The organism is Streptomyces sp. NPDC056144, assembly GCF_042264145.1.
In the GTDB taxonomy this organism is placed as follows: Bacteria; Actinomycetota; Actinomycetes; order Streptomycetales; family Streptomycetaceae; genus Streptomyces.
The window spans coordinates 443,171-457,584 of the sequence record NZ_JBHJVF010000003.1; the positions used below are offsets into that span (position 1 = coordinate 443,171).

General features: G+C 72.7%; 7 protein-coding genes. 3 read left to right on the top strand and 4 right to left on the bottom strand.

Going from position 1 to position 14,414, the window contains the following annotated elements; genetic code table 11:
- The first annotated feature begins 472 nt into the window (after positions 1–472).
- Complete coding sequence (gene glgP / locus ACFC0Z_RS12880; protein WP_376436061.1) at positions 473–3,028, top strand: alpha-glucan family phosphorylase; 2,556 nt, start codon at positions 473–475, stop codon at positions 3,026–3,028.
- Positions 3,029–3,116: 88 nt separating this feature from the next.
- Here glgP and ACFC0Z_RS12885 read toward each other — a convergent pair whose 3' ends face one another.
- The 4 genes from ACFC0Z_RS12885 to glgX all read right to left on the bottom strand — a co-directional run bounded on the left by ACFC0Z_RS12885 (position 3,117) and on the right by glgX (position 11,517).
- The gene (locus ACFC0Z_RS12885) at positions 3,117–5,141 is read right to left on the bottom strand and encodes a M4 family metallopeptidase (protein WP_376436064.1); all 2,025 of its coding nucleotides are present in this window, start codon (positions 5,139–5,141) and stop codon (positions 3,117–3,119) included.
- A gap of 410 nt (positions 5,142–5,551) precedes the next feature.
- Positions 5,552–7,387 (bottom strand): ABC transporter ATP-binding protein, encoded by a 1,836-nt coding sequence (locus ACFC0Z_RS12890; protein ID WP_376436678.1) that lies wholly within the window; start codon positions 7,385–7,387, stop codon positions 5,552–5,554.
- Between the two features lie 14 nt (positions 7,388–7,401).
- Entirely contained in the window at positions 7,402–9,228 is a 1,827-nt protein-coding gene (locus ACFC0Z_RS12895) for an ABC transporter ATP-binding protein (RefSeq protein ID WP_376436067.1), read from the bottom strand.
- A 78-nt stretch (positions 9,229–9,306) separates the two neighbouring features.
- Positions 9,307–11,517, bottom strand: coding sequence for a glycogen debranching protein GlgX (gene glgX, locus ACFC0Z_RS12900; protein WP_376436069.1), 2,211 nt, complete (start codon positions 11,515–11,517; stop codon positions 9,307–9,309).
- Between the two features lie 174 nt (positions 11,518–11,691).
- On the opposite strand from glgX, the gene ACFC0Z_RS12905 reads away from it, so the two are divergent.
- Together ACFC0Z_RS12905 and ACFC0Z_RS12910 are read left to right on the top strand one after the other, a co-directional pair.
- On the top strand, positions 11,692–12,921 hold the full coding sequence (locus ACFC0Z_RS12905) for an Ig-like domain-containing protein (protein WP_376436070.1): 1,230 nt from the start codon (positions 11,692–11,694) through the stop codon (positions 12,919–12,921).
- A 203-nt stretch (positions 12,922–13,124) separates the two neighbouring features.
- Complete coding sequence (locus ACFC0Z_RS12910; RefSeq protein ID WP_376436073.1) at positions 13,125–14,393, top strand: Ig-like domain-containing protein; 1,269 nt, start codon at positions 13,125–13,127, stop codon at positions 14,391–14,393.
- Positions 14,394–14,414 lie beyond the last annotated feature (21 nt).

Genomic DNA, 14,414 nt, shown 5'->3' on the forward strand with positions numbered 1-14,414 from the left:
TCGGATGGCGGGTCCACAGGGAGTACGGGGGGAACGGGATCGCGAGAGAGGTGGATTCGGGGGGTGTACCGGAGGAGCCTTCCCACGGTTCTCGGGTGGGCAATCCGGCGCCTTGTTAACTACTCGGACGTAGCCCGGACGACAAGCGTGCTCGTCGCAAAAGACCGGATACAACCGCCCGTCCGCGCGCCCTTCGCGCCCCGAGGCGGTCTCGCGGATCCGCGTCCCACCGCCTACCGTTCCGAGGGGGTGTCCTGCCGGCCAGGCCGGGCTCGCGGCGTCTGGCACGGCACCTCGCCGCGTTGCCGAAACGCCTCGATAGCTCCGCTATCAAGGCGCTCCGGCGCCTTGCGATGTGCCGCACCAGACGCCGCTCCCTGATCCGGCCTGACCGACAGGACACCCCCACGGCACCCGGACGCGCTACGTGGTGCGTCCGCTCCGCTCCGTACTCGCCTGCGAAGGTGGACACGTGAAGGCAATCCGTCGATTCACCGTGCGTCCTGTCCTCCCCGACACCCTTCGACCCCTCGCCGACCTCGCGCACAACCTGCGCTGGTCCTGGCACGAGCCCACCCGCGCGCTCTTCGACTCGCTCGCCCCCGGCGGCCGCGCCGGGGCCGACCCCGTCCGGATCCTCGGTGCCCTCGAAGCGCCCCGGCTCGCCGCGCTCGCCGCCGACCGGGCCTTCCTCGACCGGCTCGCCGCCGCCGCCGAGGACCTCGACACCTATCTGCGCGCCCCCCGCTGGTACCAGCGGGCCGACGGCAGCGCCGAACGCCCCGCCGCCATCGCCTACTTCTCGCCGGAGTTCGGCGTCGCCGCCGCCCTGCCCCAGTACTCCGGCGGCCTCGGCATCCTCGCCGGCGACCACCTCAAGTCCGCCAGCGACCTCGGCCTCCCGCTGATCGGCGTCGGCCTGCTCTACCGGCACGGCTACTTCCGGCAGTCCCTCGGCCGCGACGGCTGGCAGCAGGAGCAGTACCCCGTCCTCGACCCCGGCGAGCTCCCCGTCGACCTGCTCCGCGAGGCCGACGGCACCCCCGCCCGGATCACCCTCGCCCTGCCCGAGGGCCGCAGCCTCCACGCCCACATCTGGATCGCCCGGGTCGGCCGCGTCCCGCTCCTCATGCTCGACTCCGACGTCGAGGAGAACGCCCCCGGCGAACGCGGGGTCACCGACCGGCTGTACGGCGGCGGCAGCGAGCACCGGCTGCTCCAGGAGATGCTCCTCGGCATCGGCGGCGTCCGCGCCCTCCGCACGTACACCCGGCTGACCGGCACCCCCGAGCCCGAGGTCTTCCACACCAACGAGGGCCACGCCGGACTCCTCGGACTCGAACGCGTCCGCGAACTCCAGGGGCAGGGGCTCGACTTCGACAGCGCCCTGGAGACCGTCCGCGCCGGCACCGTCTTCACCACCCACACCCCCGTCCCCGCCGGCATCGACCGCTTCGACAGCGCCCTCGTCGCCCGCCACCTCGGCGAGGACGGCGCGCTCCCCGGCGTGGACACCGGCCGGATCCTCGCCCTCGGCGACGAGACCCCGCTCGGCGGCGAACCCGGGGTCTTCAACATGGCCGCCATGGGACTTCGCCTCGCCCAGCGCGCCAACGGCGTCTCCACCCTCCACGGAGCCGTCAGCCGCGCCATGTTCGCCGGGCTCTGGCCGGGCACCGACCCCGACGAGGTGCCGATCACCTCCATCACCAACGGCGTCCACGCCGCCACCTGGACCGCCCCCGAGGTGGGCCGTCTCGCCCCGGACGCGGACGACCGCGAGCTGTGGGAGCTGCGCCGCACCCTGCGCGAACGGCTCGTCGCGGACGTACGGGTACGGCTCCGGGCCTCCTGGCGGCAGCGGGGCGCGGCCGACGCCGAGCTCGGCTGGACCGACACCGTCCTCGACCCCGAGGTCCTCACCATCGGCTTCGCCCGCCGGGTCCCCTCGTACAAGCGGCTCACGCTCATGCTCCGCGACAAGGACCGGCTGCGGGCGCTGCTGCTCCACCCCGAGCGGCCCGTGCAGCTCGTCGTGGCGGGCAAGGCGCACCCCGCCGACGACGGCGGCAAGAGGCTCGTGCAGGAACTCGTCCGCTTCGCCGACGACCCCCGGGTGCGGCACCGGATCGTCTTCCTGCCCGACTACGGCATGGAGATGGCCCGCGACCTCTACCCCGGCTGCGACGTCTGGCTCAACAACCCCCTCCGTCCGCTGGAGGCCTGCGGGACCAGCGGCATGAAGGCGGCGCTCAACGGCTGTCTCAACCTCTCCGTCCTCGACGGCTGGTGGGACGAGTGGTTCGAGCCCGAGTTCGGCTGGTCCATCCCCACCGCCGACGGGGCCGCCGCCGCCGACGAGGAGCGCCGCGACGACCTGGAGGCCGCCGCGCTCTACGAGCTGGTCGAGCGCCGGGTCGCCCCCCGCTTCTACGACCGGGGCCCCGACGGCGTACCGGCCGGCTGGACCGCCATGGTCCGGCGCACCCTCGCCGACCTCGGCCCGAAGGTGCTCGCCGACCGCATGGTCCGCGAGTACGTCGAGCGGCTGTACGTCCCCGCCGCCGGCGCCCGCAGGGCGCTCACCCCGGACCGGGCGCGGGAGCTGGCGGCCTGGAAGGCGCGGGTGCGGGAGGCGTGGCCGGCGGTGTCGGTCGACCACGTGGAGATCGGCGACGACCTCGCCGGGTCGGACGCGGAGCTCGGCGCGACCCCCGTCGTCCGGGTCCGGGTCGCCCTCGGCGGGCTCGACCCCGACGACGTCGAGGTGCAGGCGGTGACGGGCCGCGTGGACGCCGAGGACACGCTCACCGACACCCGTACCGCCACGCTGAAGCCGGACGGCCGCCCGGACCTGGACGACCGCAGGCCGTACGCCGGGACCCTGGAGCTCGACCGCACCGGCTCCTTCGGCTGCACGGTCCGCGTCCTGCCGGCCCACCCGCTCCTCGCCCACCCGGCCGAACTGGGCCTGGTGGCGCTGCCGGAGGAGACGACGGGCGAGGGCGCGGGCGTCCTGCTCCGCTGACACGGTCCGGGACGCGCGAGGGCGGGCGCCCGGAGGGGAGATCCCCTCCGGACGCCCGCCCGGGTTCGCGCTGGTGGAACCGCCGGCCTTACGGGAAGGTCAGCTTGAACTGGTTGATGTAACCGGTGTCGGCGCCGGCCTTGTCCTGGACGCGGAGCTTCCAGGCACCGTTGGCGACCTCGGAGGAGGCGTTGACGGTGTAGGTCTGCTGGATGTTGTCGGCGCTGCCGCCGGCGCGGTTGCTCAGGCTGTAGACCGAGCCGTCGGGGGCGATGAGGTCGACCACGAGGTCACCGATGTAGGTGTGGACGATGTCCACGCCGACGGCGAGGTTGCTCGGGGCGTTGCCGGTGATGCCGGTGACGTTGACCGTCGAGGTCACCGCGGCTCCGGGGGAGTCCGGGATGGTGACGTCGGTGTCGTTGGTGAAGGACGTGCCGGTGGGCGGGTTGCCACCGGGGCGCGAGCCGACGTTGATGGCGGCCCAGGCGTGCTCGACGGCGAGCGCCTCGACGCTTCCGACGCCGTAGAGCGCCTTGGCCACGTCGACCGTGCCGGTGCGGGCACCGGCGTAGTTCGTGGTCGTGCCCCACTTGGTGGTGAGGGCCTTGAACCAGATCAGCTCCGCCTTGGCGCGGCCGATGCCGGTGACGGGCAGGCCGTCGGAGGTCGGCGAGTCGTAGGTGACGCCGTTGACGGTCTTCACGCCGCTGCCCTCGGACAGCAGGTAGAAGAAGTGGTTGGCCGGGCCCGACGAGTAGTGGACGTCGATGGAGCCGATGCCCGAGTACCAGGCGTCCTTGGACGAGCCGTCCTTGCTCGGCTTGTCCATGTAGCGCAGCGGGGTGCCGTTGCCGCGGATGTCGATCTTCTCGCCGACGAGGTAGTCGCCCGGGTCCGACGCGTTGTTGGCGTAGAACTCGACGGCCGCCGCGAAGATGTCCGAGGTGGCCTCGTTGAGGCCGCCGGACTCGCCGCTGTACTGGAGGCCGGCCGTGTTGGCCGTGACGCCGTGCGTCATCTCGTGGGCGGCCACGTCGATGGACGTGAGCGGCTTGGTGTTGCCCGAGCCGTCGCCGTACGTCATGCAGAAGCAGGAGTCCTGCCAGAAGGCGTTGACGTACGCGTTGCCGTAGTGGACGCGGGAGTACGCGCCGACGCCGTCACCGCGGATGCCGGTGCGGCCGTGCACGTTCTTGTAGTAGTCCCACGTGAGCGCGGCACCGTAGTGCGCGTCGGCGCCGGCCGTCGCGCGGTTCTGCGGGGTGCCGTTGCCCCAGACGTCCGTGGTGTTGCTGAACAGCGTGCCGGTGCCGGACGAACCACCGTTGAGGTCGTACGTCTTGTGGTTGCCGCGGCCGGTGTCGGTCAGCGTGTACGAGGGCGCGGTGCCGAGCGTCACCTGACCGCTGTACTGGGTGTTGCCGGTGCCGGTCTCGACGGCCTGCCACTCGTAGAGCTTCGCACCGCTCTTCGCGTCGGTGACGACGTGCAGCTCGTTCGGGGTGCCGTCGTGCTGGAGGCCGCCGACGACGGTCTCGTACGCGAGGACGGGCGCGCCCTTGGCCATCCAGACGACCTTGCGCGGGGCGCGGTCGGCGGCGGCCTTGTCGGAGCCCTCGGCCTTGGCGGCGCTCAGCGCCTGCTTCGAGGCGGCGGCCGGGGCGACGGTCGCGGTGGTGTCGATGTTCTTGAGCTCGGCGCGCGAGGACTTGGAGACGCTCTGGGTCGCGCCTGCCTTGGACTCCTCGACGATGAGGTCGCCGCCGAGGACGGGCAGTCCGGCGTAGGTGCGCTCGTAGCGCGTGTGCGTCGTGCCGTCCTGGTCCTGCACGACGTCACGGACGACCAGCTTCTCCTGGGCGCCGAGGCCGAGGGTCTTGGCCGTGGCGGCCTTGTCGGCGTCCGCGGCCTTGATGAGCGCGGTGCGCTCGGCGGGGGTGAGGTCGGCCGGGAGCTTGCCCGGGTTGACCTTGCCGAGGGACTGCGTCTGGGAGGCGGCATCGAAGGTGCCGGCCGAGGCGGTACCGGTCTGGACGCCGACGGCGATCATGGCCGCGGCGGCGATCAGGGCACCGGTCGCGGTGGCGCGGCGGCTGGGCGTGGATCTCACGCAGACTCCTAATGCGAGGGGGGTACCGGGGACTGGGGTGAGTCCGCCGGGATGAGCAAGGAGAGCTGTGGAGCACGTACGGGTGAAGCAGTGGACTCCTGTGCGGTAAATCGATGCGAAGAGCCGGGGAGAGAGTGACAGGACTGACGGGTACCTGTCAGGAGTGCATCGTCAAGTTGGCCGGAATTCGTCCGCTGCCTGTACGCGCGTGTTCGTTAACCGGACGTTTCGTCGATCTTGGGAGGAAAGCCGTCCGCGGTTCGGGGAGCCCGGAATCCCCGCGTGCGGGAGCGGTGGGGACTGCTACCGCCGGTACGGGAGGGCGCGCGCGATCCGGGCGGGACGGCCCGCCCGGATCGCGACAGCCTGTGGCGTGAATCGTTCGGTGGCTGTGCCCGGTCGAGGGCGGGTCAGCCCACCAGGCTGTCCCGCCACGCCTGGTGCAGGCTCGCGTAGCGGCCCTCGCCGGCCGTCAGGGACTTCGGGCTGCCGTCCTCGACCACGCGGCCCGCCTCCATCACCAGGACCCGGTCCGCCACCTCGACCGTCGACAGACGGTGGGCGATGACCACCGCCGTGCGGCCCGCGAGGACCGTGTCCATCGCGCGCTGGACCGCGCGCTCGCCCGGCACGTCGAGGGAGCTCGTCGCCTCGTCGAGGATGAGGACCGCCGGGTCGGCGAGCAGCGCGCGGGCGAAGGCCACCAACTGCCGCTGACCTGCCGAGATCCGGCCGCCCCGCTTGCGTACGTCGGTGTCGTAGCCGTCCGGGAGGCCCTCGATGAACGCGTGGGCGCCGATGGCCCGCGCCGCCGCCTCGATCTCGGCGCGGCTCGCGTCCGGGCGGCCGATGGCGATGTTCTCCGCGACCGTGCCCGAGAAGAGGAACGCCTCCTGGGTCACCATGACGACACCCCGGCGCAGCTCCGGCGTCGCCAGGTCGCGCAGGTCGACGCCGTCGAGCAGGACCCGCCCGTCCGTCGGGTCGTAGAACCGGGCCAGGAGCTTCGCGAGCGTCGACTTGCCCGCGCCCGTCGCGCCCACGACCGCCACCGTCTGGCCCGCCGGGATCGTCAGGTCGAAGGCGGGCAGGACCTCGCCGCCCGTCCGGTACGCGAAACGGACCTTCTCGAAGACGACGTCCCGCCCCGGCATGCCCGTGCGCTCCGGCAGCTCCCGGGGCGCGGCCGCCTCCGGGACGCCCGGCTCCTGCGCGAGCAGGCCGGCGATCTTGGCGAGGGAGGCCGCGGCCGACTCGTACGAGTTGAGGAACATGCCGAGCCGGTCGATCGGGTCGTACAGCCGCCGCAGGTAGAGCACGGCCGCCGCCAGGACGCCGAGTTCGAGCGTGCCGCCCGCGACCCGGTACGCGCCCCACAGGACCATGCCGGCCACCGCCGTGTTCGACACCAGGCGCGAGCCGACGACGAAGCGGGCCATCTCCAGGAGCGCGTCCCCGTTGCTGCGCTCGTGCCGGTGGTTCAGCGCCGCGAACTCGGCGTCGTTGGTCTCCTCGCGGCGGAACGCCCGGACCGGCCGGATGCCGTTCATCGTCTCCGCGAACTTCACGATCACGCCCGCGATGGCCGTGGACCGCACCCCGTACACCGCGCCCGCGCGCCGCCGGTAGAGCCGCACGAGCAGGTAGAGGGGGAGGAAGGAGGCGACCGCGACCCCGCCGATGCCGAGGTCGAGCCAGAGCAGGACCAGGCAGATGGAGACGAAGGACAGGAAGACGCCGACGAGCTCCTGAAGGCCCTCGGAGAGCAGCTCGCGCAGCGACTCGACGTCGGTGGTCGAGCGGGAGATCAGCCGCCCCGAGGTGTACCGCTCGTGGAAGTCGACGCTGAGCGTCTGCGCGTGCCGGAAGATCCGGCCCCGCAGATCGAGCAGGACGTCCTGGTTGACCCGGGCCGCCACCCGGACGAAGGCGTACTGGAGGAGCCCCGAGAGCCCCGCGCAGAGCAGGTAGCCGACCGCCACCGCCACCACCGGGCCGTGGTCCCCGGCCCGGAAGGCCGGCACGCCCCGGTCGATCGCGTACGCGACGAGCAGCGGGCCCGCCTGGATCGCGGCCTCCTTCACCAGGAGGATCAGCGCGGCCGCCGTCACCCGCAGCCGGTGCGTGGCGAGCAGCGAGCGCAGCAGCGCGCCCGTCGCGCCGGGCGGCGCGGGCAGGTCGTCCTGGTCGAAGGGGTCCGGGAGAGCGGGCGCCTCCGCCGCGGGCTCGTCCCGCTTCTCCTCCACCGTGGTGTCCGTCGTCACGTCGTGGCCCCCTCGGCCCTGTCGTCCACGCCGGACATCAGCCAGGCGTACTCCTCGCTGCTCCGCAGCAGTTCCTGGTGCGTGCCCACCGCCGCGATACGGCCCCGGGAGAGCAGCGCGACCCGGTCGGCCAGCATCACCGTCGACGGGCGGTGCGCCACGACCAGGGCGGTCGTCTCCCGCAGGACCTCCCGCAGGGCGGCCTCGACCCGCGCCTCCGTGTGCACGTCGAGCGCCGACAGCGGGTCGTCGAGGACCAGGAAGCGGGGCTTGCCGACCACCGCGCGGGCGAGCGCCAGCCGCTGCCGCTGGCCGCCGGAGAGGCTCAGGCCCTGCTCGCCGACCTGGGTCGCCGCGCCGTCGGGCAGCCGGTCGACGAAGCCGTCCGCCTGTGCGATCCCGAGGGCGCGCCGCAGCTCCGGCTCGCCGGCCGAGGCGCCCGCGCCCATGAGGACGTTCTCGCCGACGCTCGCCGAGAAGAGCGTCGGCTCCTCGAAGGCCATCGAGACGAGGGAGCGGAGCCGCGCGCGCTCCATCCCGGCGATGTCCTCGCCGTCCAGGAGGATGCGTCCGCCGGTCGCCTCGTGCAGGCGCGGGACGAGCGCGGTCAGCGTCGTCTTGCCCGAGCCGGTGCCGCCGACCAGGGCGAGCGTCTCGCCGGGGCGGATGTGGAGGTCGACGCCGTCGAGCACGGGCGGGGTGCCGGCGGGCGCGTCCGGGTAGCGGAAGACGACGTTCTCGAACCGCACGCCGTCCGACCCGGAGTCCGCCATGTCCGTACGGGCACGGGTCGCCGTCTCCGGCTCCTCCTCCGCGTCCATCACCTCGAAGTACCGCTCCGTCGCCGTCGCCGCCTCCTGGCTCATCGCGAGGAGGAAGCCGATCGACTCCACCGGCCAGCGCAGCGCGAGCGCCGTCGACAGGAACGCGACGAGCGTGCCCGCCGACAGGTCCCCGTCCGCCACCTGGACGGTGCCGAGGACGAGCGCCGCCCCGATCGCCAGCTCGGGGACGAACGTGATGACGCCCCAGATCATGGCGAGCAGCCGGGCCTTGGTGAGCTCGGTGCCCCGCAGCGTCTCCGCGAGCACCCGGAAGGCCCGCGCCTGGCTGCGGTGCCGGCCGAAGCCCTTGACGATCCGGATGCCGAGGACGCTCTCCTCGACGACCGTCGTCAGGTCGCCCACCTGGTCCTGCGCGCGCCGCGCCACGGCCCCGTACCGCCCCTCGAAGAGCGAGCAGACGAGGACCAGCGGCACCACGGGCGTGAGCAGCACCAGGCCGAGGGACCAGTCCTGGGCGAGCAGCAGCACGCAACCGGCGAGGATCGTCACCGCGTTGACCAGCAGGAAGGTCAGCGGGAAGGCCAGGAACATCCGGACCAGCATGAGGTCGGTCGTGCCGCGCGAGAGCAGCTGTCCCGAGGCCCACCGGTCGTGGAAGGCGATCGGCAGCCGCTGGAGCCGCCGGTACAGATCGGCCCGCATCCGCGCCTCGACCCCGGCGAGCGGCCGGGCGACCAGCCACCGCCGGTAGCCGAAGAGCAGCGCCTCGGCGATGCCGAGCAGGAACAGGTAGAGCGCCCCGAGCCACACCCCGCCCGGGTCGCGGTCCGCGACGGGTCCGTCGACCATCCACTTCAGGACGAGGGGGATGACGAGCGACAGACAGGAGGCGACGATCGCGACGAAAGCGGCCGTGAAGAGCCGCACCCGCACGGGTCGGACATAAGGCCACAAACGCAGCAACACCCGGACCGCCGACCGGTCGTGGGGCGTCGCCGAAGGCGCGGAGTTCTCTGGGGGCAAGGGTTTCTCGGGCATCGCACCCGACCTTACGGTCCCCCACCGACACGCCTCATCCGGTTTTCGGACGCCGCCCCTCCGCTCGGCCGCGGGGCCTCACTCCCGCACCCGCAGCATCACCGTCGACCGCGCCCCCACCCGGATCACCTCCCCGCCCCGGTGGACCGTCCCCGGCGCCGCCTCCTGCTCCTCGCGGCCCGTGTCCACGAGGAGCTCGTACGACTGCGCCCACGGCGGCCCCGGCAGGCGGAAGTCCAGCGGGCGCGGTCCCGCGTGGAGGACGGCGAGGAAGCTGTCGTCGGTGATCCGCTCCCCGCGCTCGTCGCGCCCCGGGATGTCCCGGCCCGAGAGGTAGAGGCCGAGCGTCGCCGTCGGCGCGTACCAGTCCCCGTCCGTCATCTCCTCGCCGTCCGCGCCGAACCACGCCAGGTCCCGCAGCCCGTCCGCCCGCTGCGCCCGCCCCGAGAAGAACGCGCGGCGGCGCAGCACCGGGTGCTCCTGCCGCAGGGCGAGCAGACGCCGGGTCAGGGCGAGGAGCTGGGCGCGCCCCGGGTCCTCGGGCAGCGACCAGTCGAGCCAGCCGACCTCGTTGTCCTGGCAGTACGCGTTGTTGTTGCCGCCCTGGGTGCGGCCCATCTCGTCGCCCGCGACGAGCATGGGGACGCCGGTCGACAGGAGCAGGGTGGTGAGGAGGTTCCGGATCTGGCGCAGCCGCAGCGTCTGGATCTCCGGGTCCTCGGTCTCGCCCTCGGTCCCGCAGTTCCAGGACCGGTTGTCGTGGGTGCCGTCGCGGTTGCCCTCGCCGTTGGCCTCGTTGTGCTTCCGCTCGTACGTCACCAGGTCCCGGAGCGTGAAGCCGTCGTGCGCGGTGACGAAGTTGACGGAGGCGTACGGCCGCCGCCCGCCCCAGGCGTAGAGGTCGCTGGAGCCGGAGAGCCGGTAGCCGAGGTCCCGCACGTCGGGCAGCGCGCCGCGCCAGAAGTCCCGTACGGCGTCCCGGTAGCGGTCGTTCCACTCGGTCCACAGCGGCGGGAAGGCGCCGACCTGGTAGCCGCCGTTGCCGACGTCCCAGGGCTCGGCGATGAGCTTGACCCGGCGGAGCACCGGGTCCTGGGCGATGACGGCGAGGAAGGGGGAGAGCATGTCGACGTCGTGCATGGAGCGGGCGAGCGCCGCCGCCAGGTCGAAGCGGAAGCCGTCCACGCCCATCTCGGTCACCCAGTAGCGCAGGGAGTCGGTGATGAGCCGGAGCACCTGCGGCTGCACGACGTGCAGCGTGTTGCCGCAGCCCGTGTAGTCGGCGTACCGGCGGGCGTCGGACTGGAGCCGGTAGTAGCCGCGGTTGTCGATGCCCTTGAGGGAGAGCGTCGGCCCGAGCTCGCCCGCCTCCGCCGTGTGGTTGTAGACGACGTCGAGGATCACCTCGATCCCGGCCGCGTGCAGCGCCCGCACCATCCGCTTGAACTCGCCGACCTGCTGCCCCGCCGTCCCCGTCGCCGCGTAGCCGGCGTGCGGGGCGAAGTAGCCGATCGAGTTGTACCCCCAGTGGTTGCGCAGCCCGCGCCGCAGCAGGTGGTCCTCGTGCGCGAACTGATGGACGGGCAGCAGCTCGACGGCCGTCACCCCGAGCCCGACGAGGTGCTCGATCGCCGCCGGGTGCGCCAGCCCCGCGTACGTGCCCCGCAGCCGCTCGGGGATCCCCGGGTGGAGCCGGGTGAACCCCTTCACGTGGAGCTCGTAGATGACCGAGTCCTGCCAGGGCGTCTTCGGCCTGCGGTCGTCCGACCAGTCGTCGTCGTCCTGGACGACGACCCCCTTGGGGACGTGCGGCGCCGAGTCCCGGTCGTCGCGGACGGTGTCGGCCACGTGCTGCTGCGGCCAGTCCCGCACATGCCCGTACGTCTCCGGGGGCAGCGCCGCGAAGTCCCCGTCGACGGCCCGCGCGTACGGGTCGAGGAGCAGCTTCGCCGGGTTCCAGCGGGCGCCCGTCCAGGGGTCCCACCGGCCGTGCACCCGGTACCCGTACCGCTGACCGGCCCCGATGCCGGGCACGAAACCGTGCCAGATCTCGTGCGTCAGCTCCGTCAGCGGCAGCCGTACCTCCGCACCGTCCCCGTCGAACAGGCACAGCTCGACCGCCTCCGCGCCCCCCGCCCACAGCGCGAAGTTCGTCCCCGCCACCCCGCCGGGCCCGGTCCGGCAGCGCGCCCCGAGGGGCGTCGGCGCCCCCGGCCACACCGCGAGGGGGCGCCGCGTGTCCTCCGCGGCACGTCCCCGTACCGTCTCCTGCTCGGCTGCGCTCGACACCGTCCGGCCTCCCGCGGCTCATGGGGCCCGCACGCCGGGGAGCGGCGGCGTCCCGGCCGCCGCTCCCGCGCGTCGCGCATTCCCGTCGTCCTCCCTGTTCTGCCCGCGCGGCCCCGCTCCCAACATGGCCCGCACGTACGTTTCCCCTGGAGGGGGGCCGTCGTTGGGCCGGGCGTGAATCGCGTATGGAAGCGGGCGGCGTACGCCCTGGCGGTGGCGGGCCTGTCGACGGGACTGATGACGGGCCTCGCGGGATGCACGGGAGCCGACGGCGGCGGGGGCATCGGCCTCCCGATGCCGGGGAAGGCGAGGGCTCCCGGTGATGTCATCCGGGTCAGCCCCGAGGACGGCCGGCGGGGCGTGCCGGCCGACGGTCCCCTGGAGGTACGGGTGGACAGCGGGCGCCTCGAACGGGTGACGGTGGTGCAGGTCGAGGACGCCCAGCGGACCCGGGTCGCGGGCGAGATCTCCGCCGACGGGCTGAGCTGGCGGCCGGGCGAGGGCACCCGGCTCGCGCTCGCCGCCAAGTACAGCGTGGACGCCGTCGCGCTCGACGCCCACGGCCGCCGCTCCGCCCGGCACACCACCTTCACCACGGTCGTCCCGGAGAGCCGCTTCATCGGCTACTTCAAGCCGGAGAACCGTTCCACTGTCGGCACCGGGATGATCGTCTCCTTCTCCTTCAACCGGCCGATCGAGAACCGCGCCGAGGTCGAACGGGCCATCAGGATCACCTCCGAGCCGCCCGTCGAGGTCGCCGGCCACTGGTTCGGCAAGGAGCGGCTGGACTTCCGCCCCGCCGCGTACTGGAAGCCCGGCACCCGCGTCACCCTCGACCTCGCGCTCCGCGACGTCGAGGGCGCGCCCGGCGTCTACGGCATCCAGCGCAAGAAGGTCGGCTTCACCGTCGGGCGCTCCCAGGTCTCCCTGGTCGACGCCGCCGCCCACACCATGGAGGTCCGCAGGGACGGCGAGGTCCTCGCCACCGTGCCGATCACCGCGGGCGCGCCGAAGACCACCACGTACAACGGGAAGATGGTCGTCACCGAGCTGTACGACGTGACGCGGATGGACGGCCGGACGGTCGGCTTCGGCGGCGAGTACGACATCAAGGACGTCCCGCACGCCATGCGGCTCACCGAGTCCGGGACCTTCCTGCACGGCAACTACTGGGCCTCCCCGGGCACCTTCGGCTCGGCCAACGTCAGCCACGGCTGCGTGGGTCTGCGCGACGAGAAGGGCGGCAGCGCCGACTCCCCGGCCGGCTGGTTCTTCGACCGGACGCTCGTCGGGGACGTCGTCGAGGTGGTCAACTCCAAGGACAAGAAGGTCGCTCCGGACAACGGGCTCGGGGGGTGGAACCTGGACTGGGTCCACTGGAAGGCCGGTTCGGCGCTGAACTGACGCCCGGCGCACCCCCCTCGCGCGCATCCCCCGTCACCAGGCCAACTCCGGTCCCCGCCCCTACGATGATCGGGACGGAACGGTGACATTCGCGTGGATCTTTCGTGTCCTGCGGTGTGATTACCTGACGCCGTGCGCGCGAGCTGATGCGCACGGGGGTGGGGCCGTGGCGTTGCCAGGCCGTGCGAGGGGAGACGACCACAGTGAACGGGCAGCCGATATCGGGGGCATCGGTAGGGACGACGGCTCGCCGTCAGCGGCGGGGCCGGAGCGTCCGCCTGTCGGCGCTGGCCACAGGGGCGCTGCTGCTCGCGCTCACCGCCTGCGGCGGCGGTGACACGGGCGGGGACGGCGGCAACGCGGGCCAGAACCCGGCGGCCCAGGGCACGGGCAAGCCGGACAACGCGGCCTCCCAGGCCGTCGTGACGGTCCTTCCGAAGGACGGCGCCGACTCGGTCGCCACCAGCGGCGCCCTCAAGGTGACCGCCGAGCAGGGCAAGCTGACCACGGTCACGGTCGCCGACTCCAAGGGCACCGAGGTCGAGGGCGCGATCGCGGCCGACGGCACCAGCTGGACGCCCACCGCCCACCTCTCCGCGGGCACCCAGTACAAGGTCCACGCCATCGCGAAGGACGCCGAGGGCCGCGAGTCGGCGAAGGACACCACCTTCACCACGCTGGTCCCGCAGAACACCTTCATCGGCCACTACACGCCGGAGGACGGCTCGACCGTCGGCGTCGGCATGCCGGTCTCCATCAACTTCACCCGGGGCATCACCGACCCCGAGGCCGTCGAGAAGGCCATCAAGGTGACGGCCGAGCCGGCCGGCGAGATCGAGGGCCACTGGTTCGGCAACGACCGCCTCGACTTCCGCCCCGAGGAGTACTGGGCCGCGGGCACCAAGGTCACGGTGCAGCTCAACCTCGACGGCGTCGAGGGCCGTCCGGGCGTCTACGGCAAGCAGAAGAAGACCGTCAGCTTCACCATCGGCCGCCGTCAGGTCTCCACCGTCGACGCGAGTGCCAAGACGATGAAGGTCGAGCGCGACGGCAAGATCATCAAGACGCTGCCGATCACCGCGGGCGCCCCGTCCACGACGACGTACAACGGCCAGATGGTCATCAGCGAGAAGTACAAGGTGACCCGCATGAACGGGGCCACGGTCGGCTTCGGCGGCGAGTACGACATCAAGGACGTCCCGCACGCCATGCGCCTGTCCACCTCGGGCACCTTCGTGCACGGCAACTACTGGGCCCCGGCGAGCACCTTCGGCTCGCAGAACGTCAGCCACGGCTGCGTCGGCCTCCAGGACGTGCGCGGCGCGGGCGACTCCTCGACCCCGTCGGCCTGGTTCTTCGACCGCTCGATCATCGGTGACGTGGTCGTCGTGAAGAACTCCAAGGACAAGCAGATCCGTCCGGACAACGGCCTGAACGGCTGGAACATGGACTGGTCGGAGTGGGTCAAGTAGACCCGAGCCGACGAAGGGGCC